20 protein-coding genes are annotated in these 26,715 nt (G+C 33.7%); all 20 read left to right on the top strand.

Annotation, left to right across the window (positions count from 1 at the left end):
* Window positions 1–820 precede the first annotated feature (820 nt).
* The 20 genes from pgk (at window position 821) to fusA (ending at window position 26,642) form a co-directional block, all read left to right on the top strand.
* On the top strand, window positions 821–2,005 hold the full coding sequence (gene pgk / locus Q0U74_RS05680) for a phosphoglycerate kinase (protein ID WP_297393173.1): 1,185 nt from the start codon (window positions 821–823) through the stop codon (window positions 2,003–2,005).
* Complete coding sequence (tpiA, locus tag Q0U74_RS05675) at window positions 2,002–2,745, top strand: triose-phosphate isomerase (protein ID WP_297393171.1); 744 nt, start codon at window positions 2,002–2,004, stop codon at window positions 2,743–2,745. Before pgk ends, tpiA begins: the two co-directional genes overlap by 4 nt.
* Window positions 2,742–4,244: a 2,3-bisphosphoglycerate-independent phosphoglycerate mutase gene (gpmI, locus tag Q0U74_RS05670; protein ID WP_297393168.1), complete on the top strand. Its 1,503-nt coding sequence runs from the start codon at window positions 2,742–2,744 to the stop codon at window positions 4,242–4,244. The genes tpiA and gpmI overlap by 4 nt, the downstream gene beginning before the upstream one ends.
* A 28-nt stretch (window positions 4,245–4,272) precedes the next feature.
* Complete coding sequence (gene eno, locus Q0U74_RS05665) at window positions 4,273–5,559, top strand: phosphopyruvate hydratase (RefSeq protein ID WP_297393166.1); 1,287 nt, start codon at window positions 4,273–4,275, stop codon at window positions 5,557–5,559.
* Complete coding sequence (locus tag Q0U74_RS05660; protein WP_070611200.1) at window positions 5,556–5,969, top strand: histidine phosphatase family protein; 414 nt, start codon at window positions 5,556–5,558, stop codon at window positions 5,967–5,969. Before eno ends, Q0U74_RS05660 begins: the two co-directional genes overlap by 4 nt.
* Before the next feature lie 137 nt (window positions 5,970–6,106).
* Window positions 6,107–6,754 carry a response regulator transcription factor gene (locus Q0U74_RS05655; protein ID WP_036731353.1) on the top strand — a complete coding sequence of 216 codons (648 nt, stop codon included), beginning with the start codon at window positions 6,107–6,109 and terminating at the stop codon, window positions 6,752–6,754.
* A complete protein-coding gene (locus Q0U74_RS05650; RefSeq protein WP_297393162.1) occupies window positions 6,754–7,617 on the top strand; it encodes a HAMP domain-containing sensor histidine kinase in 864 nt (287 codons plus the stop codon). Before Q0U74_RS05655 ends, Q0U74_RS05650 begins: the two co-directional genes overlap by 1 nt.
* 47 nt (window positions 7,618–7,664) lie before the next feature.
* Window positions 7,665–8,345 carry an ABC transporter ATP-binding protein gene (locus tag Q0U74_RS05645; RefSeq protein ID WP_297393160.1) on the top strand — a complete coding sequence of 227 codons (681 nt, stop codon included), beginning with the start codon at window positions 7,665–7,667 and terminating at the stop codon, window positions 8,343–8,345.
* Window positions 8,338–10,806, top strand: a complete 2,469-nt coding sequence (locus Q0U74_RS05640) for an FtsX-like permease family protein (protein ID WP_297393158.1) — start codon at window positions 8,338–8,340, stop codon at window positions 10,804–10,806. The genes Q0U74_RS05645 and Q0U74_RS05640 overlap by 8 nt, the downstream gene beginning before the upstream one ends.
* Before the next feature lie 9 nt (window positions 10,807–10,815).
* Complete coding sequence (locus Q0U74_RS05635; protein WP_297393156.1) at window positions 10,816–11,073, top strand: hypothetical protein; 258 nt, start codon at window positions 10,816–10,818, stop codon at window positions 11,071–11,073.
* 186 nt (window positions 11,074–11,259) lie between these two features.
* On the top strand, window positions 11,260–12,468 hold the full coding sequence (locus tag Q0U74_RS05630; protein ID WP_297393154.1) for an ATP-binding protein: 1,209 nt from the start codon (window positions 11,260–11,262) through the stop codon (window positions 12,466–12,468).
* A gap of 93 nt (window positions 12,469–12,561) precedes the next feature.
* Window positions 12,562–14,061 carry a murein biosynthesis integral membrane protein MurJ gene (murJ, locus tag Q0U74_RS05625; RefSeq protein WP_297393152.1) on the top strand — a complete coding sequence of 500 codons (1,500 nt, stop codon included), beginning with the start codon at window positions 12,562–12,564 and terminating at the stop codon, window positions 14,059–14,061.
* Between the two features lie 71 nt (window positions 14,062–14,132).
* Window positions 14,133–14,456: a hypothetical protein gene (locus Q0U74_RS05620; protein WP_019124168.1), complete on the top strand. Its 324-nt coding sequence runs from the start codon at window positions 14,133–14,135 to the stop codon at window positions 14,454–14,456.
* A 155-nt stretch (window positions 14,457–14,611) separates the two neighbouring features.
* The gene (locus Q0U74_RS05615) at window positions 14,612–18,352 is read left to right on the top strand and encodes a DNA-directed RNA polymerase subunit beta (RefSeq protein WP_297393149.1); all 3,741 of its coding nucleotides are present in this window, start codon (window positions 14,612–14,614) and stop codon (window positions 18,350–18,352) included.
* A 37-nt stretch (window positions 18,353–18,389) separates the two neighbouring features.
* Complete coding sequence (rpoC, locus tag Q0U74_RS05610) at window positions 18,390–21,980, top strand: DNA-directed RNA polymerase subunit beta' (RefSeq protein ID WP_297393147.1); 3,591 nt, start codon at window positions 18,390–18,392, stop codon at window positions 21,978–21,980.
* A gap of 161 nt (window positions 21,981–22,141) precedes the next feature.
* A complete protein-coding gene (locus tag Q0U74_RS05605) occupies window positions 22,142–22,786 on the top strand; it encodes a hypothetical protein (protein ID WP_297393145.1) in 645 nt (214 codons plus the stop codon).
* Entirely contained in the window at window positions 22,774–23,382 is a 609-nt protein-coding gene (locus Q0U74_RS05600) for a hypothetical protein (RefSeq protein WP_297393143.1), read from the top strand. Before Q0U74_RS05605 ends, Q0U74_RS05600 begins: the two co-directional genes overlap by 13 nt.
* A 192-nt stretch (window positions 23,383–23,574) precedes the next feature.
* Window positions 23,575–23,988, top strand: coding sequence for a 30S ribosomal protein S12 (rpsL, locus tag Q0U74_RS05595; protein WP_019124174.1), 414 nt, complete (start codon window positions 23,575–23,577; stop codon window positions 23,986–23,988).
* A gap of 92 nt (window positions 23,989–24,080) precedes the next feature.
* Complete coding sequence (gene rpsG, locus Q0U74_RS05590; protein WP_019124175.1) at window positions 24,081–24,551, top strand: 30S ribosomal protein S7; 471 nt, start codon at window positions 24,081–24,083, stop codon at window positions 24,549–24,551.
* A 15-nt stretch (window positions 24,552–24,566) separates the two neighbouring features.
* Window positions 24,567–26,642: an elongation factor G gene (gene fusA, locus Q0U74_RS05585; RefSeq protein WP_297393139.1), complete on the top strand. Its 2,076-nt coding sequence runs from the start codon at window positions 24,567–24,569 to the stop codon at window positions 26,640–26,642.
* Window positions 26,643–26,715: the final 73 nt, after the last annotated feature.

The following is a 26,715-nucleotide window of genomic DNA, read 5'->3' as shown; positions in this document are numbered from 1 at the left end:
TGTAAAAAAGCTGAGATAAATTGTGTTTGTAAAAATTTATTGTATACCATTTTTTTATGGTAATGGTCATCAACAAGGAGAGAAAATATGAAGCGACTATGATGGAGAAGAACTATTAAATCTTGTAATGCTAGAAGACAAAATTCCAGCAGAATCAAAATTATATTAATAAAAATTTTATTTATAAAAGTAAAAGGAACTGAGAAAAATTTATCTCAGTTCCAATTTTTTTGCTTATTTTATTTTTTAAATTGTTTTAAGAGATTTAATATTTTAACCAGTAAAACAATTTTAATCACATGTAAAATGGTATAGGGAATAAGGCCTGCTAGGATTGTCATAGTCGCTTGGTATTTTTCCATAAAATCACATCTCCTTAAATATTTCTTTTAATCTAATAAAAATTAAAATTAAAAGGATAATCTCAATTATGTTAAAAAGATATTGAGGTTGAATCATGGTCAGAAATTTTATTATTTGCATTTTCATAATTAAGCTCCTCCATTAAAAATCTAAATAAAAATCTTTTCACAAATTTTTTCGTCTCCATTTTTATATCTATGTAAGTTAAAGTACATTTTAACACCTTCTTATTAGTCTTAATTGTAAAAAAAATTAAATGCCCTACGCTTTTATCGATTTACCACATTATATCACAAAAAAAAGAAAGTAAAGTTATAAAAAGAATTAAGGGAAAATTTTTATAAATTAAGCAGTAATAAATATTTATAAAGCCCTTCTAGTAACTTCAACTCTTTTCTTTTTATGGTATAATTTAAGTGTTAAATTTTAAGTACAAATCGAAAATAAGAGGTGTAATGTGAAAAAAACTATTAGAGATTTTGATTTTAATGATAAAACTGCCCTAGTTAGGGTTGACTTTAATGTGCCCCTAAAGGATGGCAAGGTTACTGGCGACGATAGAATAGTTAAGGCTATTCCAACTATTGAATATTTAACTGAAAAGGGCGCAAAAGTTGTCCTTATGAGTCACCTAGGTAGACCTAAGGGAGAATACAAGGAAGAATTTTCTCTTGCTCCCGTTGCCAAGAGAGCCTCAGAACTTTTAAAGAAGGACCTTAAATTTATCCATTCAAGGGAAGTTGTTGACGAAAAAGTTATAGAAGAAGTTAAAAATCTTAAAAAGGGCGAAATTGCTCTTCTTGAAAATTTAAGATTTGTTAAGGGCGAAGAAAAAAATGACCCTGACTTTGCAAAAAAACTTGCAAGCCTTGGAGATATTTTTGTAAATGATGCCTTTGGAACTGCCCACAGAGCTCACGCTTCAAATGTTGGCGTTACAGAATTTTTGCCTTCTTGTGCAGGTCTTTTAGTTGAAAAGGAAATTAAATATTTTGAAGATGCCCTTAAAAATCCAGAAAAACCCTTTGCTGCAATTCTTGGCGGCTCAAAGGTTTCTGACAAAATTGGCGTAATTGAAAATCTATTAGAAAAAGTTGACACTCTTGTAATTGTTGGCGCCATGGCAAATACTTTCTTAAAGTCCAAGGGTCTTGAAGTTGGTAAATCTCTTGTGGAAGATGACAAATTAGATCTTGCAAGAGAAATTATGGCTAAGGCAATTGAAAATCATGTGGAATTAATTCTTCCAAGAGATGTAATTGTTGCTCCAGAACTTTCTGAAAATGCAAAGGGAACTTTAAAGGATGTTGAAGATGTGGCAGAAGATGACATGATTCTTGATATTGGTCGTGAAAGCCTAGAAGAAATAAAGGCAGCTCTTGAAAAGGCAAATACAGTAGTATTAAATGGTCCTTGTGGAGTTTTTGAAATTGAAGAATTTTCTCACGGAACTATTGAACTTGCAAAAATTTTGGCAGGTCTTGATGCCATAGTAATTGTTGGCGGCGGAGATTCTGTTGCTGCAGTTGAAAAAGCAGGAGTTGCTGATAAACTAACTCACATATCCACTGGTGGCGGTGCAAGTCTTGAAATGCTTGAAGGCAAAAAACTTCCTGGCATTGAGGCAGTTGAAGAAGCATGAGAAGAAAATATATTTGTGGAAACTGGAAGATGAACAAGACTTCATCTGAAGCAAGAGATTTTGCAGAAAAAATAAATGAATTTGAATTTAAAAATGTAGATGTCCTTCTTGCTCCATCTTTTGTTTCTCTTGAAAGTTTTAGAAAAAATTTAAATAAAAAAATTGAAGTAAGTGCGCAAAACCTTTCTCAGTTTGACCATGGTGCCTACACTGGCGAAGTTTCAACTTCTATGTTAAAGGACATTGGAGTAGAAAATGTCATCATCGGTCACTCTGAAAGGCGAGAAAAATTTTTTGAATCCAATGAAATTGTAAATGCAAAGGTGAAAAAAGCTCTTGCAGATGGTTTTCATGTAATACTTTGCCTTGGCGAAGCTCTTGAAGTAAAAGTTGAGAATAAAGAAGTAGATTTCGTAAAGGATGAACTCTTAAAATCCCTTGAGGGAATTGAAAATATTGAAAATATTACAATTGCCTATGAGCCAATCTGGGCAATTGGCACTGGCAAAACTTGCTCAGCTGAAGATGCAGAGAAGATGTGCAGGGAAATTCGCCAAATAATTAACAAAAATTACGGAGAAATTTCTGAAAAAATTAGAATTTTATACGGTGGATCGGTAAAACCTTCCAATGCCAGAGAAATTTTGTCCCAAAAAAATATTGACGGAGTTCTCGTTGGTGGAGCGAGCCTTGACCCAGAAGGTTTTATTGAAATTATAAAAGCTGGTGAAAGCCTATGAAGCCAACAATGTTAATAATCTTAGATGGCTTTGGCATAAGAGAAAGCCAAGTTGGCAATGCTGTTAAGCTTGCCAAAACGCCAACTCTTGATGAACTTTATAAAACTTGTTCTCACACAGAAATCTATGCCAGCGAAGAATATGTTGGCCTTCCTCATGGACAAATGGGAAACTCTGAAGTTGGTCACTTAAATATTGGAGCAGGCAGGGTAATTTATCAAAATCTTACAAAAATTACTGAAGCCATAAAGTCAGGCGAATTTTTCAAAAATCCTGAATTTAAAAGAGCCATTGACAATGCAAAAAAGAAGGATTCAAAAATTCATTTAATAGGACTTGTTTCCAAGGGCGGAGTGCACTCACATTTTGACCACCTCTTGGCTCTTATAAAGCTAATGGCAGATGAAGGCATGGAAAAAACTTATATCCACGCAATTACAGACGGTCGTGATGTTTCGCCTCACGCTGCTATAGATGACATAAAAGAGCTACAGGATGAAATCAAAAAAATTGGCAAGGGAAAAATTGCCACAATTTCTGGCAGATATTATGCCATGGATCGTGACAACAGATGGGAAAGGACAAAAAAATATTACGACAACTTGACAAGTGATGGAGATTTTGTAGATGAAGATATTTTATCTTATATAAAATCTTCCTACGACAAGGACATCACTGATGAATTTTTACTTCCTGCAAAATTTGTAAAAAATTCTGAAATAGAAGATGGGGACTCTATTATAATTTTTAACTTTAGACCTGATAGGGTTAGACAAATTACAAGAGCCCTAGTTGACGATGACTTTAAGGGATTTGAGAGGGAAAAAATAGACACAACTCTTGTTACAATGACAGACTACGACAAAAATATAAAAAATAAATTTGTTGCCTTTAAGGACGAGATACCAAAGGATACTTTGGGAGAAATCTTAGAAAAAAATAAAATCAAGCAACTTAGAATTGCCGAGACAGAAAAGTATGCCCATGTAACATTTTTCTTTAATGGCGGACGGGAAAAGCCCTTTGAGGGAGAGGACAGAGTTCTCATTCCTTCGCCAAAGGTAGCAACTTATGACTTAAAGCCGGAGATGTCTGCCAATGAAGTGACAGATGCTGTAATTGAAAAATTAAGGGAAGACAAGTACGGCGCCATAATTTTAAATTTTGCAAACACAGACATGGTTGGTCACACTGGCGACTTAAAGGCAGCCATAAAAGCTGTGGAGACAGTTGATAGAAACCTAGGCAGAATCTTAAAGGTCCTAAAGGAAAAAGATGGCGTGGCAATAATTACAGCTGACCATGGAAATTGTGAATGCATGATTGATGAGGAGGGCAAGCCTGTCACAAGTCACACTACAAATCCTGTGCCAGTTTTCCTTTTCAATAATGATGCAAAACTTAGAAGTGGCGGTGCACTTTGCGACTTATCGCCAACAATTTTAAAGATTATGGGAATTGAAAAGCCAGAACTTATGACTGGTAAAAGTTTATTTTAAATTTATAAATTATTAATTAGGAGGAATTATGAGTTTAATTGATTATGTTTATGCGAGAGAAGTCCTTGATTCAAGGGGAAATCCAACAGTTGAAGTAGAAGTTGGCACACTAAATGGTGGCTCTGGCTCTGCCATTGTGCCAAGTGGTGCTTCAACTGGTGTTCACGAAGCTGTTGAACTTCGTGACGGAGAAGAAAGATATAATGGCAAGGGCGTTGAAAGGGCAGTTGCAAATGTAAATGAAAGAATTGCCGAAGAATTAATTTGTTTTGATGTTTTTGACCAACTTGGCATTGACAAAATGTTAATAGAGCTTGATGGCACAGAAAACAAGGGAGAACTTGGCGCCAACGCAATTCTTGGAGTATCTATTGCAGTTGCAAGGGCTGCTGCTAATGAAGCTGGACTTCCACTTTACCAATACCTTGGTGGAGTAAATGCAAAGACTATGCCAATCCCAATGATGAATATAATAAATGGTGGCGAGCACGCTGACAACAATGTAGACATTCAAGAATTTATGATTATGCCAATTGGAGCAGAAACTTTTAAGGAAGCACTAAGAATGGGTGCAGAAGTTTATCATGCCCTTAAAAAAGTTTTAAAGGACAAGGGACTTTCCACTGGAGTTGGCGACGAAGGTGGCTTTGCACCAAATCTTGAATCAAATAAAAAAGCCTTCGACTGCATACTTGAAGCAGTAAAGGCAGCAGGTTATGAGCCAGGTAAGGACATTGTCCTTGCAATTGATGCAGCAGCTTCAGAATTTTATGATGAGGACAAGAAAAAATATGTCCTTGCAGGTGAAGGTCGTGAACTTACATCAGAAGAACTTTCAAAATTCTACCAAGAACTTGTAAATGAATATCCAATTTATTCAATTGAAGATGGACTAGCAGAAGACGATTGGGAAGGTTGGAAGCACTTGACAGAACTTATTGGTGACAAGGTTCAATTAGTTGGCGACGACTTTTTCGTAACAAATACTAAGAGACTTCAAGAAGGAATTGAAAAGAAATCTGCAAATTCAATTTTAATAAAATTAAATCAAATTGGAACAATTACAGAAACTCTTGATGCAATTGAACTTGCGAAGAGACACAATTACACAGCGATTATTTCTCACAGGTCAGGAGAAAGCGAAGACTCAACAATTGCTGATTTAGCTGTTGCAACAAATGCTGGTTTTATTAAAACTGGTGCACCAGCAAGATCTGAGAGAGTTGCAAAGTATAACGAGCTTCTTCGCATAGAAGATGAACTAGGCGACCTTGCAATTTATCCTGGCTTTGATGCCTTCTTCAATTTAAAATGAAAATCTATTTTATAAGACATGGCGAGGCAGAAATTTATGCAGATGACGACTTCAAGAGAAAGCTCACGACCTTAGGCAAGAAAAAATTAGAGGAAAGCTTTAAGGCCTTTGCAAAAAATTTAAAAGACAAAAGATCCTTTAAAATTTATTCCTCACCTCTTGAAAGGGCAAAGGAAACTGCAGAAATTTTGGCAAAGCACCTGGACTCAACTTATGAAGTGAAGGACTACCTTGCCGGGGGAAGAATAAAAGATATCTTAAAAACTTTAGATAAAGATGACAATTACATCTTTGTCTCCCACGAGCCCTTTATATCAAATTGGATCTACCAGCTAACAGGCGACATGAAAATAATATCAAGGGGCAGCATAAATTTAGTAGAAATTGATCCGAAAGAATTTACAGAATAAAATTTTTAAAACACAAGCACTGGCAAAGGTCGGTGCTTTTTTGTTTGGGAAGACTTAAAAGAAACCAAGATGATTAGGAATTCTTTTTAAAACTAAAGTGTGATAGAATTTGTTTACAAGATTGTGTTGGTGATTAAATGAAAAAAATAATTTTAATAGAAGACGATGAAATTTTATCAAGTGGCATTGAGTCTTACTTGTCAAAAAATGATTTTGAAGTAGAAACTTGTAAAAACTTTGAAGAAGCAAAGATAAAAATAAACAATTCTTTTGACTTGGCGATCTTAGACATAAATTTGCCCGATAATGATGGAATCGGTTTGTTGAATACTTTAAGAGAAAATAATGTTAGAGTAATAATAACTACGGTAAAAAACGATGAAAAATTTATCGTGAGAGCTCTTGACAATGGAGCTGATGATTATATTACTAAGCCTTTTAAACTAGCTATTTTAAGAGCAAGGATTGACAAGACTCTAAGGACTGCTCTTGTAAAAGATGATTTTATTAGCTTTAAAGATCTAAGCCTAAATAAAAATGAAGGATGTTTTTATTATAAAGATGAGAAACTTGATTTAACAGCGCTAGAATTTGAAGTTATGAATTTATTTATAAATAATCCCAATAGAATTTTTACTCGAGATTTTTTATTAGAGAGATTTTGGGATAGAAGAGAAAAGTTTGTCAATGACAATACACTAACTGCCACTATAAAAAGAATTAGAGATAAAAGTGACAGAGATATTATTAAAACAATCCGTGGAATAGGTTATAGGATGGACTGATGATTTATTTATTTTACTTTGTGAGTTTATTTGCTCTATATTATTTTTTGAAAACAAGAGAGAAAAAGAGAATAAAAGAACTTGAGAATTTAATAGATAGGCTGGGAGAAAAAAATTATTCGATTCCCATGGTGCAAGATGAGTTTTCAATCCTTGAAGATAAAATTTATAAGATATTTATAGAACTTGTTGAAGCTAGAGAATTAGTAGAAAAAAACTCAAAAAAGCAAACACAAAACCTAGAAGATATTGCTCATCAAATAAAGACCCCAATTACTTCAATGTTTTTTGATTTGGAGATGATCGATAAGGATGAGGACAATAAAAAAGAAATTGAAGGCCTTGAGCTTCAACTGGAAAGGCTTAATTCTCTTGCTGATATTTTATTAAAGCTATCTAGTCTTGATGCAAATGTAGATAAAATGGAAAAAAATGAAGTTTTAATTTCAGAAATAATTGAATACGCCTTAGATATTTTAAGAAAAAGTATTGATGAAAAAAACATTAAAATTATATTTGATTATGAGGACTCTGAGATAAAAGTCGATTACTATTGGATCTCTGAAGCCCTAATAAATATTATTAAGAATGCCTTAAGCCTTGATAGACTTACAAAAATTAAAATTTCTACAAATAAAAATCCGATTTACACAGAGATAATAATTGAAGATGACGGCGGAGGTATTAAAGAAGAAAACTTCAAAAAAATATTTGAAAGATTTTACAAGAGTCCTGACTCTAAGGGCTTTGGCATAGGCCTTGCTATGGCAAAATCAATTATTGAGGCGAACAATGGAGATATATCTGTAAAAAATGGCAATGATGGTGCGATTTTTAAAATTAAATTTTACAATGTCACTTAAAAGTCATTTTAACCCTTTATTATTTAGACAAATAGAGGGAGGTACATATGGAAATTGTTAGAACTGAAAATTTATCAAAAACTTATGGAAGTGGAGAAAATCTTGTAAGGGCAATTGATGATGTTAATTTAAAAATAGAAAAAGGAGAATTTATTGCAATTGTTGGACCAAGTGGATCAGGCAAGTCAACTCTACTTCACTTGTTGGGTGGAGTTGACAATCCAAGTTCTGGAAAAATATTTATAGATGGCAATGATATTTCAAAATATTCTTCAAAAGAATTGGCTCTTTTTAGAAGGAGAAAAGTTGGTTTAATTTATCAATTTTATAATTTGATTCCCAATTTAACAGTTAGGCATAACATTGAGTTACCTTTAAAGCTAGATAAGAGAAAAATCAATGAGAAGGCCCTATTAGATACAGTTAGAAAGCTAGGAATAGAAAATAAGTTAGATTCTTTTCCAAGTGAACTATCAGGTGGTCAGCAACAAAGGGTTGCCATAGCAAGGAGTCTTATCTATTCTCCGTCACTTGTACTTGCTGATGAGCCAACAGGAAACTTAGACAGAGAAAATTCAAGAGAAATAATTGAAATTTTAAAATATTTTAATAGGACTTTAAAACAGACAATTATTGTAATCACCCATGATGAGTCCATAGCCCTAGAGGCAGAAAGAGTAATAACAATAGTGGATGGAAAAGTAGTGGGAGATGAAAGAAATGAATAAGAAGAATCTCTCAATCTCACTTTCACTTTTTATAACTGCAATTTTCTTTACATTTTGCCTTTACTTTGGATATGTAAATAATAAGTTCGATTATGAATATTTTAGGAACAGATCAATTTATGATGCTAAAATTATGCCTGATACAGTTTCTGGTGACTCAAGTAAATTAAAAGAAATAAAAAACATTAAAGAAGTGGGAGAAGTTGCAGTAGAAAATGATTCTGCCAAGCTATCTCAAAATGTCTTAGTGATAAATTATACAGACCTGGGTTTTAACAAAATGTTAGAAGATAATATGTTAAAAGAGGGAAGTTTTGCCGCAAAGGATAACGAAATTACCATACCAAAAAGTCTTGCAAAAAAAGAAAATTTAAAAATTGGCGATAAGGTAAAAGTAGAATTTGGGAATAGATTAGTTGATGGAAAAATTATAAAGCCAGTTTCCAGTGTTACTAAGGATGAAGAATTTGCAAGAAAAAATAGCAAAGAATATGTAATAAGTGGTATCACAAGAAATCTTTACAATGAGAATATGAAGATTTTTTATGCTTCTACTGTCATTGGAAAGGATGCAAAGACCAATAGCTTTGTAAGATTCGATAATTTTAGAAAAGCCTACAATAATAAAGATAATTTAGAAAAAGATCTTGCATCTGCCTTGAATAAAGATAAAGTAGAACTTGAATTTAGCGAGATAATGAAAGATTACTATAATGTTGACGGAAGTCTTTTACAACAAAATAGGCAGATAATTGTAGACTCTCTTTTAATTTTTGCTACAATCCTTATTTTTATATTTTTTGTAAAAAACATTTTTACAGTTTGGGGTCTAAGAAAGATAAGAGAAGTTTCAATGTACAAGTCTATTGGGTCAACAGATTATCAAATTTATAAATTGCTTTTAAAAGATGGATTAAAAATTTCATTTTTACCAATAGTTTTGGGACATATTTTCGGATATGGGGGAATCAACCTCCTCTATCTTGGCCTTCAAAAAATTGTAGAGGAAGAGGAAAAGTACAAGTATATAGAATTCTCACCAAGGCTTTCCTTTGTAGTTTTATTTATTTGCTTTTTTATAATTTTCATAGCAATATTTGCTCCAGCTAAAAAAATCGCAAGGATAAATATAATTGATGGTATAAAGGGTAACTTTAATGACAAAAGTATAAAACTAAAGAGAAATAAAGAAATTTGGAAGGAATTAAAGATAAATAATTTAAAAACTATTTCTTCTCAAAGATATATTTCTGCAATTGGAATGATAATTGTCTCAATTTTTTTGATAGTTTTCTCTATGGCAAAGTACAATAGGCTGAAGAATACTTACACTTATAATACGAATATTAATATACTAATCCATTCAAATGAAGCAGGAATTCCAAATGTCTTAAAAGATATAATGAATACTACAGAAAATGACAGAGCCTTTCTTTCAACTGAAAAATATATTTCTCTTAGTAAGGAGCAAAATTATTCAGATGAGTTTAGATCTCTTAATTTAGATGAAAAAATGCGTAAATATTATGATAATGGCGAAGATTTTTATCTAGATGGAATTATTACGGCTTTAGATGATCAAACTTTTGAAAAAATAGGTGGTAAAAAGGGAGAAGTTTTGCTATTAAATAGGGTCCAAGTCAATCCAAATGCACCTATTGATGGATCAGAGACAACAAAATATTTTAAAAATATAAATAGTTTAAACTACTCTATAACAGAAGAGAAAGATTACAATTATTCAATCAAAGTAGATAAATTAATTGATGACACAAAGGACTTTAGGCAGAGAAGGTTACCATTCTATGTGTATTTATATGTTGACTTTGACACATACCTTAAACTCTTAGATGAATGGAATAAATATTATTTAAGAAACAACAATGACTTGAAAAGAAACACCTACGAACTATCAATGCAAGTTGATGAAAATAAGTTAGACGATATAAAGAATGAAGTTAAAGAGAGATTAGATTCATCCATTGCTTACAATGAAACTTATAATTTAACTACAAGCAAAGATGTAGAAGCAAATCGCATGAAAGATGTAAAAACTTTTGGCCTTATGATAATTTCTATTGCAAGTATAATTTTTATTTTAAATGTAACTAATGGATATTCTTCTATTAATTTAAGTTTAATGGCAAGAAAAAAAGAAATTGGATCTTTAATTTCTTGTGGAATAGATGAGGAAGAGCTAAAATATAAATATACAAGAGACTTTATATTAGAAGAAATCAAATCTCTAGCAATAGTTTTAGCAGTAAGCTTTGCTGCTTTATTAATAATTGCAAAAATTTCGCCAACGATGGATATGAAAATTTTATTATCTTATTTTGAATATAAGTACTTCATTGCTTTTGCCATTTTGATTTATGGTATAAATATACTAATCTACAATTTATCTTTAAAAAATATTTTAAAGATTGATCCCATTGATTTGATAAGAGGATTTGACTAGGAGGTATTTATGAAAAAAAGCTTTAGCAAGTATTTATTTGTCACAGGAGTTTTGGTTTTTATAATTTCATATTTACTCCCAGTAGATTTTCTTGCTGAGTTTACAAATTTAAGGCCAACTGGTCTTACTAGTTTATTTATCTTAAGGATCATAGGACTTATTGGTCTTGTATTTGCAGTAAAAGAAAAGTCAGTTTTCTTTGGAGTATTAAATTTTTTATTAATTATAATATTTCCGCTCATTATGTTTATTAACAGTTTAATATAATTTATTTTAAGTGATGTTAGGGATAATTAATTTTATTTTTAGCATCACTTTTTTATTTAATAAATTTTTACGATTTCGACTATACTAGAAATAAATCAAAAATAGCAGAAAATTTCGATTATAATCGAAAATGATTTGAAAAATAATTTCCTTTCGAGTATAATCGAAACTAAAGGAGGGATTTAAATGGATTATATTTTTAGAGACAAGTACATTGAAAAAATAAAAAAATTTATTGACAAGCCCATAGTAAAAATTTTAACTGGCATGAGGCGGGTTGGAAAATCTACAATTTTAAATATTATTAAAGACCAGGTCTTAAAAGATGTGCCTGATGAAAATAAAATTTATATGAATTTTGAATCCTTTGAATTTTTTGATATTAAGGATGCCAATTTATTAAAAGAATATTTAGATGAAAAATTGAAGGACAAAAAGGGAAGGGTTTATTTTTTCTTTGATGAAATTCAATTAGTTAAGGATTGGGAGAAGGTCATAAATGGACTTAGAGCTTCTTTAGACTGCGACATTTACATTACAGGATCTAATTCAAAATTAATTTCTGGTGACTTAGCCACACTTCTTGCCGGTAGATATGTAGAATTTGAAATTCAACCCTTTACTTTTGATGAATTTTCAGAAATTTATAGAAGCTCAAATTTAAGTCAAGAGGAATTATTTCAAAAATTCATAAAAATTGGCGGGATGCCAGGCTTAAAATATTTTAATCTGGAGGAAGAAGTTTCGCAAAAATACTTAAACGACATTTATAACACAGTCCTTGTAAAAGATGTTTTAAATTACAACAATATAAGAGATGTGGATATTTTTAATAGAATTTTAAGCTTTGCCATGCAAAATATTGGCGCAAACTTTTCTGCATCTGCTATAAGAAATTATTTGAAGAGCGAAAATAGAAATATTTCCGTTGACACTGTTTTAAATTATTTGGAATATTGCAACAAGGCCTTTGTGTTAAAAAAAGTTCCAAGATACGATTTAGGAGGCAAAAAACTTTTAAAAGTTGATGAAAAATATTATTTGACGGATCATGGTTTTAGACAGTCCATGGGATTTTCTAATGTGAAAGACATCGAGAAAACCTTAGAAAATATTGTCTACATTGAACTTCTGTCACGAGGTTACCATGTGAAAATTGGAAAAGTTAAGGACAGAGAAATAGATTTTGTGGCAAAAAAAGGCGAGGAGATCTCTTATTTTCAAATTGCCTATTTAATGGAGAATGAAAAAACTAGAAAGAGGGAGTTTGGAGTTTATGATTTAGTTGCAGACAATTATCCAAAATATGTTCTTTCCATGGATAAACTTGATTTTTCTCAAAGAGGCATTGTCCACAAAAATATTATTGATTTTTTATTGGAAAGTGAAAAATAAATTTTCAAAAGATAAGTGAAACTTGTAAATAAAATTAAATAAATATATAATTACTTGGGGTTAAACCCGAGTTTTTTATTTAAAGGAGAAATGATGAAGACTTCATATATATTAATGGTGATTACAATTGTCTCAAAAATCTTTGGACTTTTGAGGGAAAAGGCCCTGGCATACTTTTTTGGCGTTGGCATGGTGGCAGATATTTTTCTAATTGCCTTCCAACTTCCCATGACCTTTACCAATGTCATTAGCGGTGCTGTTGCCAATGGCTACATACCCATGTATGACAAGATAAGGGAGAGAGAGGACAAGAAAAGAGCAGACCTCTTTACTGCCAATCTTTCCAATATTATTTTAATTGTGTTTGTGATTGTGACTATTCTTTCTATTATTTTTGCAAGACCTCTTGTAAAGTTAATGGCTGAAGGTTTCGAAGGCGAAAAGCTTGAGACGGCAATTTTTGTTTCAAGAGTTGCCATGCTCTCCATAGCAGTTACGGCTGTGAGCTCAATTTTTAAGGCCTATCTACAAATTCATGAAAAATTTATAACTTCAGTCCTTCATTCAATCTTAATGAATGTGATTTTAATTGGGGCAATGGCAATATCAAGAAATCTTGGCATAAATTATCTTGCAATAGGAATTTTACTTGCCTTTGTTTTGCAATATGGAATTTTTATTTTGCCAATTAAAAAACTTGGCTACAGACACAGCCTAAAAGTTGACTTCAATGAAGACATGAAGGCAATGTTCGTCTCAATCCTTCCAATTTTAATTTCTACTTCTGCAATTGAAATTAACTTTATGATTTCTCGTTCCCTTGCATCGGGAGCCTACGCTGGCGGAATTTCTATTTTAAATTACGCCTATAAGCTTCAAAGTTTTGTAACTGGTATAGTTGTCACATCAATTATAACTGCAACTTATCCTAAGCTTGCCAACTTTGGATCAAAAAAGGACTATGTAAACTTAAAGTCTGCCCTTTCAGAAGGACTTTCAAATATGCTACTACTTGTTGTGCCTGCAGCCTTTGGTCTATACATTTTTTCCTTTCCAATTGTAAATCTTTTATTTGTGGGGGGAGAATTTTCTGTTGATGACGCAAGGATTACTGCCACAGTTTTATCCTTCTTTGCCTTTGGTGTAATTGGTATTGGAGTCCGTGAAATTATTTCAAGAGTTTTTTATTCTCTTGGCGATAACAAAACTCCTGTTATAAATTCTGTATTAATAGTAGGAATTAATGTCGTCCTTGCCCTTTTACTTTCAAAACTAATGGGGATAAGGGGAATTGCTCTTGCAACTTCAATTTCTTTTTTAGTTGGAGCCCTTGCCCTTTACCTTTCATCAATTAAATTAATTGGAAATGTATTTAACAAGAAACTTTTTACAAATGTCATAAAAATAACTGTGGCATCAGCTGTCATGGCACTTGGCTCAAAATTTTTCTACAATATTTTAATAAAAAGCTTTGGAATAAATTTATCTCTTCTTATTTCTATAATTATTGCAGGCTTAATTTACCTTGTTTTATTAATCGCCTTTAGGGTTGACGAGATAAGAGAGCTTTTGAAATTAATATTTAAGAAATAGCTAAAATAGGAATTTGCCTTTTATTTTCCTCTTTAATAGTGTAAAATATTAGTTAATAAGGAGTGATATATATGAAGGTAATTTTTCATGTAGTTGAAGCGGACAAATGGGAAGCTGTATTATCTAATGTTAGAGATTTACTAGACAATTTTGATGATATACAAGTTGAAATCATTGCAATGGCAAAAGCTGCATCACTTTTCAACAGATATTCTGGAGTTGATTTCCATGGTGTACTTGGCAATCCAAAAGTAAACATAACTATTGGAAAGAAAGCCTTGGAAGAAAATCGTCTTTCAAAAGAATTAATTCCTGCTGAAATCAAAGTAGAAGATTTGGTTATTACAAAAATAGTAAGGCTCCAAAACGAAGGTTACGCTTATATAAGACTTTAAAAAAAGATTCTGCCAAAGGGCAGGATTTTTTTTGTTTTAAAGCTTGCAAGTTATGTCAAAAAATGATAAAATACCTATTTGCATAATAATAATTAGAGTGGTGATTTGTACTCTAATTTGATACACTCATTTGAAAGGCTAGGGTGAGAAAATTAATGGTACATCCTGTTAAATATGGGAAACGTGAGAGAATGAGTTTTTCTCGTGTAGACGAAGTTATGTCACTACCAAATCTCCTTGACGTGCAGACTTCTTCATACAAATGGTTAATTGAAGAAGGGTTAAAGGAAGTATTTGATGATGTATCTCCTATCGAGGATTACTCAGGTAATTTAATTTTGGAGTTTGTCGATTATCATTTATCTGATGAGATAAAATATGATATTGACGAATCTAAACAAAGAGACACTAATTACTCTGCGCCATTAAAGGCAAAGGTAAGACTTATCAACAGTGAAACGGGAGAAGTTAAGGAACAAGAAGTCTTTATGGGCGACCTTCCTCTTATGACACCTACTGGAACTTTTGTAATTAACGGAGCAGAGAGAGTAGTAGTTTCACAACTTGTAAGAAGTCCAGGAGCATATTACAAAGAAGAAAGAGACAAGACAGGCAAAAAAATCTATTCGGCAACACTTATTCCAAATAGAGGAGCTTGGCTTGAATTCGAAACTGATGCTCAAGGCGTAATTAATGTAAGAATTGACAGAACTAGAAAACTTCCTATCACTGTTCTTTTAAGAGCATTGGGAGTTGAGTCTAACCAAGAAATAATTGATGTTCTTGGCGAAAGTGAAGCACTTTTAAAGACACTAGAAAAAGATACTACTACTAATAAAAATGAAGCTTTACTTGAAATTTATAAAAAGTTAAGACCAGGTGAACCACCTACAATTGATTCAGCACAGTCACTTTTTGAAAATATGTTTTTTGACGACAGAAGATATGATCTTGCCAAGGTTGGAAGATATAAATTCAACAAAAAGTTGGGCATCAGCGCAAGAATAGAAAACAATATTCCTGCAGAAGACATAATCGACCCAATGACTGGTGAAATCTTAGCTGAAGAAGGAGAACTTCTCACTAGGGCTAAGGCTGAAAAAATTGAAGCAGCTGGTGTAAACCAAGTTCTTATAAAGACTGACGAAAACTTTGAACACGCAACAGATAAGACAATAGTAATAGGAAATAACTTTACTTTTGTTGATGCTTATGAACTTGACTTCGACATGGAAGAACTTGGCTTTAAAGAAAAAGTTTATAGACCACTTTTTGACCAACTTTACGAAGAATATTCAGAAGATACAGAAAAATTCAAAGATGAACTTGTAAAAGCTCACAAAGAACTTTCTCCAAAACATATTTTAATTGACGATATTATCGCAGGAATTAATTATGAATTTGGACTTATGAATAATATTGGCTCAGTTGACGACATCGACCACCTTGGAAATAGAAGAATAAGATCCGTTGGAGAACTTCTTCAAAACCAATTTAGAATTGGTATTTCAAGAATGGAAAGAGTTATCCGTGAAAGGATGACAGTACAAGATGTTGACGCAACTACACCACAATCACTAATAAATATTAGACCTGTGACAGCTGCCATAAAAGAATTTTTTGGCTCTTCACAACTTTCACAATTTATGGACCAAAACAATCCTCTATCAGAATTAACACACAAGAGAAGGTTATCTGCACTTGGACCTGGTGGGTTAAGCAGAGATAGAGCTGGATTTGAAGTGCGTGACGTCCATAACTCACACTATGGAAGAATGTGTCCTATTGAGACACCAGAAGGTCCAAACATTGGACTTATAACATCACTTACAACTTACGCAAGAATTAACGAATATGGTTTCATCGAAACACCTTATAGAAAAGTTGTTGACGGAGTTGTAACTGACCAAATTGATTATCTAACAGCCGATGTAGAGTACGAACAAATCATAGCTCAAGCTGACGAAAGGCTTGATGAAAATAATAAATTCGTTGAAGACAGAATTGCAGCCAGAGGTCATGGTGGTAATGCCGATATATTTGACATTAAAGATGTAAATTACATGGACGTTTCACCTCAACAAATAGTTGCAGTTGGTACTTCAATGATTCCTTTCTTGGAAAACGACGACGCCAACAGAGCCCTAATGGGTGCTAACATGCAGCGTCAAGCAGTACCTCTATTAAAAACTGAAGCTCCTGTTGTTGGAACTGGTATTGAATATAGAGCTGCTAAGGACTCAGGCGTTGTAGTAGTTGCTAAAAACAAGGGTAGAGTTAAAAAAGTTGATGCCGTACACATAGAAATTGAAAGAGAATTTGACAAGGGCATTGACACTTATAAATTACACAAATTCATGGGCGGAAACCAAGGCACTACTATTAACCAAAGACCAATTGTTAATGCTGGCGACTCTGTAGAAGCTGGCGAAATCATTGCCGATGGACCAAGTACAGACCAAGGTGAAATGGCTCTTGGTAAAAATATCCTAATAGCCTTTATGAACTGGGAAGGATACAACTACGAAGATGCTATGCTTGTAAGTCAAGAACTTGTAATTGACGATGTACTAACTTCACTTCACATTGAAGAATATGAATCTGAAGCAAGAGATACAAAACTTGGACCTGAAGAAATCACAAGAGATATTCCAAATGTTGGCGAAGACATGTTAAAGGACCTTGACGAAAGAGGAATTATAAGAATTGGTGCAGAAGTTAAGCCAGGAGACATCCTTGTTGGCAAGGTAACTCCAAAGGGTGAAACTGAACTTTCTGCAGAAGAAAGACTTCTTCGTTCAATCTTTGGAGAAAAGGCAAGAGAAGTAAGAGATACTTCCCTTAGACTTCCTCATGGTGAACATGGTATTGTTGTGGATGTAAAGACTTTTAATAGATCAGAAGGCGATGAACTTCAACCAGGCGTAAATGAAATGGTAAGAGTTTTTGTCGCTACAAAGAGAAAAATTCAAGTTGGAGATAAGATGTGTGGTCGTCACGGTAATAAGGGGGTTATTTCTAGGGTAATGCCTAAGGAAGATATGCCTTACATGCCAGACGGTACACCTATCCAAATTGTTCTTAACCCACTAGGGGTTCCTTCTCGTATGAACCTTGGACAAGTTCTTGAAGTTCACTTGGGACTTGCTGCCAAGAAACTAGGATGGCATGTTGCCACTCCAGTATTTGACGGTGCCAATGAAAATGACATTTTCGATACACTTGAAGAAGCTGGATATTCTAGAGATGGAAAGATTCAACTAAGAGATGGTAGAACTGGAGAAGAATTTGACCACCCTGTAACTGTTGGTTACATGTATATGTTAAAACTTCACCATTTAGTTGATGAAAAGATCCACGCTCGTTCTACTGGACCTTACTCACTTGTTACACAACAACCTCTTGGAGGTAAGGCACAATTTGGTGGACAAAGATTTGGAGAAATGGAAGTTTGGGCTCTAGAAGCTTATGGTGCCAGCCATACTCTTCAAGAAATGCTTACAGTTAAGTCTGACGATATTGTTGGTCGTGTTAAGACTTACGAAGCAATTGTTAAGGGCGAAAATATTCCACAACCAGGAGTTCCTGAATCCTTTAAAGTTTTAATAAAGGAATTACAAGCACTTGCTCTTGAAATTCAAGTACTTGATGAAAACGGAAATGAAGTTGACCTTGAAGTTGATGAAGATGAACTAACAAAGATTGACAACATTGACGACAAAAATACAGAAACAGATGACGAAATAAAGGAACTTATTGAACACACAGGAACTGCAAATATTGGCATCAGAACAATTTCCAATGATGAAGTTGAGTCTTTTGAAAACAGTCACTTCTTTGAAGATGAAGATGGCGAAGAAGACGATTTTGATGAATCCGATGAAGCTGAAGATTAATTAGTTATTTTAATTAATAGGAAAGGAGAAGTGCTCCTTGAGCGAACATGAATTATTCCATTCAATAAAAATTGGACTTGCTTCACCACAAAAGATCAGATCATGGTCTTATGGCGAAGTAAAAAAACCGGAAACTATAAATTACAGGACATTAAAACCTGAAAAGGAAGGTCTATTTTGCGAAAAAATATTTGGACCTACTAAGGATTGGGAATGTTCCTGTGGAAAATATAAAAGAGTAAGATACAAGGGAGTAGTCTGCGAAAAATGTGGCGTTGAAGTCACAAAGGCTAAGGTTCGTCGTGAAAGAATGGGTCATATTGAACTTGCTGCTCCAGTATCACATATTTGGTACTTTAAGGGCATACCTTCAAGAATGGGTCTTGTGCTAGACATGAGCCCTAGAGCTCTTGAAAAAGTTCTTTACTTTGCATCTTATGTTGTAACTTATGTTGAACCAGGCGAAACAACTCTTTATGAAAAACAACTTCTTTCAGAAATTGAATATAGAGAGTTCAAAAAAGAATATGGCGACAAGTTTACTGCCAAGATGGGTGCAGAAGCAATTAGAGACCTTCTTGTAAAAGTTGATTTACAAAAGGAAAATGATGAACTTCAAGAAGAACTTCAAGATGCAACTGGACAAAAGAAAATTAGAATCACAAGAAGACTTGAAGTAATAGATGCCTTTATCCAATCAGACAACAAACCTGAATGGATGATACTTGATGCAATCCCTGTAATCCCACCAGATTTAAGACCGATGGTACAACTTGACGGTGGCAGATTTGCAACAAGTGACTTAAATGATTTATATAGAAGAATTGTAAATAGAAATAATAGACTTAAAAAGTTAATGGACATCAACGCTCCAGACATTATCGTTAGAAATGAAAAGAGAATGTTACAAGAATCTGTTGATGCTCTTATAGATAACGGAAGACGAGGAAGACCTGTAACTGGTCCTGGCAACAGACCACTTAAGTCTCTATCAGAAATGTTAAAGGGTAAACAAGGTCGTTTCCGTCAAAACTTACTTGGTAAGAGAGTTGACTACTCTGGTCGTTCTGTAATCGTAGTTGGACCAGATCTTAAATTCTACCAATGTGGTCTTCCAAAGAACATGGCTCTTGAACTATTCAAGCCTTTCGTAATGAGAGAACTTGTAAAAAGAGAATTAACTTACAATATTAAGTCAGCAAAGAGAATGGTTGAAAGAGGAAAGGACGAAGTTTGGGATGTACTTGAAGATGTTATTAAGGACCATCCAGTTCTTCTTAACCGTGCACCGACACTTCACAGACTTGGTATTCAAGCCTTTGAACCAGTCCTAGTAGAAGGTAAGGCTATTAAGCTTCACCCACTTTCTTGTACAGCCTATAATGCCGACTTTGACGGTGACCAAATGGCTGTCCATTTGCCACTATCAACAGAAGCACAAGCTGAAGCAAGACTACTAATGCTTTCAACAAATAATATCTTGGCACTAAAGGATGGTAAGCCAATTACTACTCCTACTCAAGATATGGTTCTTGGTTCCTATTATCTAACTCTTGATAGAAAAGATAAATTAAAGGGCGATGGCTCAATTTACAGAAACTATGATGAAATGTTCCACGCTTATGAATCAGGATTTTTACACCTACAATCTCATGTATCTGTTAGAAGATATGCTGATGAAAATGACAAGAGAGGTAAAATTGTCCCATCAACTGTTGGTAGATTTATTGTAAATGAATTTATCCCACAAGACCTAGGTTTTGTAAACAGAGATGAAGACAAATATTCTCTTGAAATAGACCAAGTTGTAGATAAAAAACTTCTTGGCAAAATAATTGAAAAAACTTACAAAAAACATGGAAATATAAAAACTGCTGAGCTACTTGACAACATCAAGGCTACAGGCTACCACTACTCAACTATTGGAGCTGTATCTATTTCAATGGGTGACGTTGAGATTCCTGACACTAAGCCAGAACTTTTAGCTAATGCAGAAAAAGAAGTTGCTAAATACGAAAAAGCCTTTAGAAAGGGTCTTATTTCTGACGAAGAAAGATATGAAAAGGTAATTGAAATTTGGAACAAGGCAACTGATGACTTGACTGACGATGTAATGGACGGCTTTGATGCCCTAAACAACATCTATATAATGGCAGATTCAGGAGCCAGAGGTTCAAAGAACCAAATCAGACAACTTGCAGGTATGCGTGGACTTATGGCATCACCTTCAGGTAGAACAATAGAAGTTCCAATCACTTCAAACTTTAGAGAAGGTCTTTCTGTACTTGAATTTTACATGTCAGCCCATGGTTCCAGAAAGGGACTTGCCGATACAGCACTAAGAACTGCCGACTCTGGATATTTGACAAGAAGACTTGTAGATGTTTCACAACAAGTAATTGTATCTGAAGAAGATTGTGAAACTGATGAATATTTAGTAGCAAGAGCCTTTAAAGATGGCAAGGAATTAATTGAATCCCTTGCTGACAGAATCGAAGGAAGATATTCTTTCGAAGATATAATAAATCCAGAAAGTGGAGAAGTTATTGTTAAGGCAAATGAAGTTATCTCTGATGATGACGCAGTTTTAATTGAATCACTTGGCATAGAAGAAGTTAAGGTAAGATCAGTTCTTGGATGTAAGGCTAAACATGGAGTATGTGCCCACTGCTACGGCAGAAACCTAGCAACAGGTTCTCACATTGGCATTGGAGAAGCAGTTGGTGTAATTGCTGCTCAATCCATAGGTGAACCGGGTACACAACTTACAATGAGAACTTTCCACACTGGTGGTGTAGCTGCAGCAGCAGATATCACACAAGGTCTTCCAAGAGTTGAAGAACTTTTCGAAGCAAGAAAGCCAAAGGGACTTGCAGTAATTGCAGAAAGAGGCGGTCTTGTTGACATTAAAGAAACAAACAAGAAGAGAGAAGTTCTTATAACTGCAGAAGATGGAACAGTTGACTCCTACAACATCGTCTACGGATCAAGACTTAAAGTTAAAGCAGGCGATGAAGTTGAAGCAGGGGACGAACTTACACAAGGTTCTGTATATCCACAAGATTTACTAAGAGTAAAAGGCGAAAAGGGTGTACAAGAATACATCGTTAAGGAAGTTCAAAGAGTTTACAGACTTCAAGGTGTAGACATTAACGACAAGCACATTGAAATAATAGTTAGACAAATGCTATCAAAGTGCAAAATCGAAGAAGCAGGAGACACAGACTTACTTCCAGGCTCACTTGTTAATGTAGTTGACTACAAAGAAGCAAATAAGAAAGCAAAGGAAGAAGGCAAGGAGCCAGCAATTGCAAAAGTAAATCTTCTTGGAATTACAAAGGCATCTCTTGCAACAGATTCCTTCCTATCAGCAGCATCCTTCCAAGAAACAACTAGAGTTCTTACAGATGCAGCTATAAAGGGCAAGGAAGATATGCTTGAAGGCTTAAAGGAAAATATTATAATCGGACAACTTATACCAGCAGGTACAGGCGCTCGTATAAATTCCAAGGTACAAATTGGAATCGACGAAAGCCTAAAGGAAGATTACAATATCCTTGAAGACTCTGAAGTAATAACACAAGAAGATGTAAAAGTTGAACTTGAACCTGTAGCAGAAGAAGAATAAAAAATATAAAAATAAATTTTAAGTAGGTTGATTAGTCAGCCTACTTTTTTTATGCAAAGAGGATAAAAGGAAACTCCTTTAAAAATTTATGGTGGGGGTGCTATAATAAATTAAGAAGGAAAAGTTTTTATTTATTAATAAAAGATTTTTGAGGTGATTTAATGAGCGACTTATCAACATATGTATTAGTGGCAATTTTTGCGTCAGCCTTAGTCACTTTTGATTACATAAGAGAAAATAAGAAAGAAGAAAAAGATTCTGAGAATGACATAATATATTCCTTCCTAATAACAAATTTTTTAATCTTAGAATATTATTTTAAAGTTTGTCAAAATCTTGGGCTTACAATTCTTGTCAGCGCCTTTGTTTATTTTGTGATTTGGGTTATTTATAAACTTTACACAGAGAGCAAAAGGGGAAAGAAGTTATTGGAAAATAAAAATGAGCCTAAGTGGAGGGTTTTATTTATTTCCATATCTTTTATATTAATAGCAAGCCTTAGCTTTTTAAAATTAAAAAATGGGGATATTATTTTTGGATACAATAAAAGTGACTTTCGAAAAATTTTAATAATTTCAACTCTTTTTTTAACCTATATTAAAATTATTTTAAACCTGAGAGTTTTAAAAAGTATTTTATTTGAAAGAGATGTTTGGAGAAGGGTTTTTATTCTTTCAGAAATTATTTTGATTTTAATATTGGCTTTAGGAAGTGCCTATAATATAAAAAACATCAACCGCTTTGATTTTTATCTAGAAAGAGAAAATCTTCAAGAAATATCAGGAGAGGAATCATGGAATCATTAATTTTATTATTTTTTATACCAGCCATACTTATATCTTCAATAATTCCATTAACTTATAGATATAAAGAAAAAAGAGGAATAGAAACTGAAAGTAGCACTATAGTGGAAAACTATATATATGCTTTTACTATGGTGTCTTTTTGGGTTGGCATTGTTTTCAGTCAAAATAAGCTATATATCTATTTAGCAGTTTTTGGTCTTGTGGCATATTTTGTTTACAGAACTTTCACAGAAGATATTTTGAAAGACAAGTACAAAGACGACCCAAGACTTTATAAAATAACGACGATTATTGTACAAGCTATTCTTATAATTTATCAACTAATATTCTTTATGACCCTTGAAGATGGTCATAAAATCAATTCCTTCGCAAAAAATGAATTTTTAATAGTTTTGTCATGCTTTGTGCTAGTTATATTGTGGCTCAGCTACTATCTATCAAAAAAATCACTATCTAAAATTTTTGTTGAAGAGGACACTTACAGAAAAACTTTTATAATTTTACAAATTTTATATGTATTAATTTTTGTAGGACTTATAGCTTATAACTTTATAAATATTAATAGATTTGATTTTTATCTTGGTAGATTAAGCTAAATTTTAGAAAAAATTTCAAAAAAATAAAAATAATTTTAAAAAATATGATGAATTAGCTAATTTATCATATTTTTTGTTGACTTAATGGCTTTGTAATGATAAAATTGATGAGTATTTGAGACGGAAAGACTACCTAAGACTGGGTAGTCTTTGAAATGTCTGATACTATTATTAAAACAGGAGGTGCAATTAATGCCTACAATTAACCAATTAGTAAGAAATGGTAGAAAGAAAATTCACAGTAAATCTAAATCACCAGCTCTTGATGTAAACTATGACACACTTAAAAAAGTTGAAACTGAAGTTAATTCTCCACAAAAAAGAGGAGTATGTGTTGCAGTAAGAACAGTAACACCTAAGAAACCGAATTCAGCTCTTAGAAAAGTTGCCAGAGTTCGTTTGACAAATGGATACGAAGTTATGGCTTACATTCCAGGAATCGGACACAACCTACAAGAACACAGTGTTGTTTTAATCCGTGGTGGAAGAGTTAAGGATTTACCAGGTGTTAGATACCATATTGTAAGAGGTACTCTTGATACAGCTGGAGTAACTGATAGAAAGCAATCTAGATCTAAATATGGTACTAAGAAACCTAAAAATTGATAGAATTTTTTACGAAAATTTATAGATTTTTGGCTTACGGGCTCAACCTGAGTACCAATGAATCGACTGAAAAATAGTTAAGGAGGGAAGTTATGCCAAGAAAAGGACATATCCAAAAACGTGAAGTTATGGCTGATCCAATGTATAGTGATGTAGTTATCACTAAGCTTATAAACAATGTTATGCTTGACGGTAAAAAAGGTACTGCTCAAAGAATTGTTTATGGAGCACTTGAAACAATTGCAGAACAAACTGGAGAAGACGCACTTGAAGTATTTTACAAGGCACTTAATAATGTAATGCCTGTACTTGAAGTAAAGGGAAGAAGAATAGGCGGTGCTACTTACCAAGTTCCAATGGAAGTTAGACCGGAAAGACGCCAAACACTAGGACTTAGATGGTTAGTTAGATATGCAAGAGCTAGAGGCGAAAAGACAATGCACGAAAGACTTGCAAAAGAAATCCTTGATGCATCTAACGGACTAGGCGGAAGCGTTAAGAGAAAAGATGAAATGCATAGAACAGCAGAAGCTAACAAGGCCTTTGCTCACTATAGATGGTAATAAGGGGAGGAATTTATGGCTCGCGAAATACCATTAGAGAAATATAGAAATATTGGTATTATGGCCCATATTGATGCTGGAAAGACTACTACTACTGAACGTATTCTTTTCTACGCTGGTAAGATTCACAAAATCGGTGAAACTCACGAAGGCGCAGCACAAATGGACTGGATGGAACAAGAACAAGAAAGAGGTATCACAATTACTTCTGCAGCTACTACAGCACACTGGAAGGGCTACAGACTTAACATTATCGATACTCCGGGACACGTTGACTTCACAGTTGAAGTTGAAAGATCTCTAAGAGTACTTGATGGTGCTGTTGCACTTTTTGATGCAAAAAGTGGTGTAGAACCTCAATCTGAAACTGTTTGGAGACAAGCAGACAAGTATCATGTTCCAAGAATTGCTCATATTAACAAGATGGACGTTACTGGTGCTGATTTCTTTAGATCAGTTGATACTATTGACAAGAAATTACATGGTAACCCAATTCCAATTCAAATCCCAATGGGAGCAGAAGATACTTTCATTGGAATGATTGACCTTGTTGAAATGAAGGCAGAAATTTACAAGGATGAACTTGGTAAGGAAATCGAAATTACTGATGTTCCTGAAGAATATTTAGACAAGGCAAATGAATATAGAGATAAATTAATTGAAAAAGCTTCTGAATTTGATGAAGATTTAATGATGGCTTATCTTGAAGGAGAAGAAATCGATAAAGAACTTCTTAAGAAAGCAATAAGAAAGGGTACTCTTGCAGTAGAGATCACTCCAGTATCTTGTGGTTCTTCTTACAAGAACAAGGGAGTTCAACTTCTTCTTGATGCAATAATTGATTATCTTCCATCTCCAATTGATGTACCTTCAATTGATGGTGTTGACTTAGATGGAAATGAAGTTCAAAGACACTCTTCAGACGATGAACCTTTCTCAGCACTTGCATTTAAAATTGTAACTGACCCATATGTTGGTAAACTTGCATACTTTAGAGTTTACTCTGGAGTTCTTCAAGCTGGTTCTTATGTAATGAACTCAACTAAGGGCAAAAGAGAAAGAGTCGGAAGAATTCTTCAAATGCACGCTAACAAGAGACAAGAAATCGATGAAATCCATGCAGGTGAAATCGCTGCAGCTGTAGGTCTTAAAGACACTACTACTGGTGATACTCTTTGTGATGAAAAGAATCAAGTTATTCTTGAAAACATGGAATTCCCAGAACCAGTTATCTCTGTAGCAATTGAACCAAAGACTAAAGCATCTCAAGATAAGATGGCTCTTGCCTTAGCAAAACTTGCTGAAGAAGATCCAACTTTCAGAACATATACTGATGATGAAACTGGTCAAACAATTATCGCAGGAATGGGTGAACTTCACCTTGACATAATTGTTGATAGACTTTTAAGAGAATTTAAGGTTGAGGCAAACATTGGTAACCCTCAAGTTTCTTATAGAGAAGGTATTAAGAAGGCAGCTGAAGGCGAAGCTAAATACGCTCGTCAATCTGGTGGTCGTGGACAATATGGTCACGCTAAGATTAGAATTGAACCTAATAAACCAGGTGAAGGTTTTGTATTTGAAAATGCCATTGTCGGTGGTGCTATTCCTAAGGAATTTATTGGACCAACTCAACAAGGTATTGAAGAAGCACTTCAATCAGGTATTATCGGTGGATACGAAGTACTTGATGTTAAGGTAACTCTTTATGATGGTTCTTATCACGAAGTCGACTCTTCTGAAATGGCATTTAAGATTGCCGGTTCTATGGCAGTTAGAGATGCTCTTGCAAAAGCAGACCCAGTACTTCTTGAACCTATGATGAAGGTTGAAGTTACAACTCCTGAAGAATACATGGGAGATGTAATTGGAGATATCAACTCAAGACGAGGAAGAATGGAAGGTATGGAACTTGTAGCTGGAGCTCAAATCGTTACAGCTTATGTACCACTAGCAGAAATGTTTGGTTACGCAACTAGCCTTCGTTCAAACACACAAGGAAGGGCAAACTACTCAATGCAATTTGATCATTACGAAGAAGTACCTCAATCAATTGCAGAAGAAGTAGTTGGAGATAAAAAGAAAAACTAATTATTAGGAGGATTAATAATGGCTAAAGCAAAATTTGAAAGAAATAAACCACACGTAAACATTGGAACAATCG

The organism is uncultured Peptoniphilus sp. (assembly GCF_946998875.1).
Taxonomy (GTDB): Bacteria; Bacillota; Clostridia; order Tissierellales; family Peptoniphilaceae; genus Peptoniphilus_A.
The sequence above is the reverse complement of the archived record's forward strand: the minus strand, read 5'-3'. Positions and strand labels throughout refer to the sequence as shown.

Coding starts and splice junctions, on each gene's coding strand:
- Q0U74_RS05615 (WP_297393149.1), top strand. CDS start 14,612: ATGGTACATCCTGTTAAATATGGGAAACGTGAGAGAATGAGTTTTTCT.
- Q0U74_RS05640 (WP_297393158.1), top strand. CDS start 8,338: ATGAATAAGAAGAATCTCTCAATCTCACTTTCACTTTTTATAACTGCA.
- fusA (WP_297393139.1), top strand. CDS start 24,567: ATGGCTCGCGAAATACCATTAGAGAAATATAGAAATATTGGTATTATG.
- murJ (WP_297393152.1), top strand. CDS start 12,562: ATGAAGACTTCATATATATTAATGGTGATTACAATTGTCTCAAAAATC.
- Q0U74_RS05635 (WP_297393156.1), top strand. CDS start 10,816: ATGAAAAAAAGCTTTAGCAAGTATTTATTTGTCACAGGAGTTTTGGTT.
- Q0U74_RS05620 (WP_019124168.1), top strand. CDS start 14,133: ATGAAGGTAATTTTTCATGTAGTTGAAGCGGACAAATGGGAAGCTGTA.
- Q0U74_RS05655 (WP_036731353.1), top strand. CDS start 6,107: ATGAAAAAAATAATTTTAATAGAAGACGATGAAATTTTATCAAGTGGC.
- tpiA (WP_297393171.1), top strand. CDS start 2,002: ATGAGAAGAAAATATATTTGTGGAAACTGGAAGATGAACAAGACTTCA.
- rpsL (WP_019124174.1), top strand. CDS start 23,575: ATGCCTACAATTAACCAATTAGTAAGAAATGGTAGAAAGAAAATTCAC.
- Q0U74_RS05600 (WP_297393143.1), top strand. CDS start 22,774: ATGGAATCATTAATTTTATTATTTTTTATACCAGCCATACTTATATCT.
- gpmI (WP_297393168.1), top strand. CDS start 2,742: ATGAAGCCAACAATGTTAATAATCTTAGATGGCTTTGGCATAAGAGAA.
- Q0U74_RS05630 (WP_297393154.1), top strand. CDS start 11,260: ATGGATTATATTTTTAGAGACAAGTACATTGAAAAAATAAAAAAATTT.
- Q0U74_RS05605 (WP_297393145.1), top strand. CDS start 22,142: ATGAGCGACTTATCAACATATGTATTAGTGGCAATTTTTGCGTCAGCC.
- eno (WP_297393166.1), top strand. CDS start 4,273: ATGAGTTTAATTGATTATGTTTATGCGAGAGAAGTCCTTGATTCAAGG.
- rpsG (WP_019124175.1), top strand. CDS start 24,081: ATGCCAAGAAAAGGACATATCCAAAAACGTGAAGTTATGGCTGATCCA.
- Q0U74_RS05645 (WP_297393160.1), top strand. CDS start 7,665: ATGGAAATTGTTAGAACTGAAAATTTATCAAAAACTTATGGAAGTGGA.
- Q0U74_RS05660 (WP_070611200.1), top strand. CDS start 5,556: ATGAAAATCTATTTTATAAGACATGGCGAGGCAGAAATTTATGCAGAT.
- Q0U74_RS05650 (WP_297393162.1), top strand. CDS start 6,754: ATGATTTATTTATTTTACTTTGTGAGTTTATTTGCTCTATATTATTTT.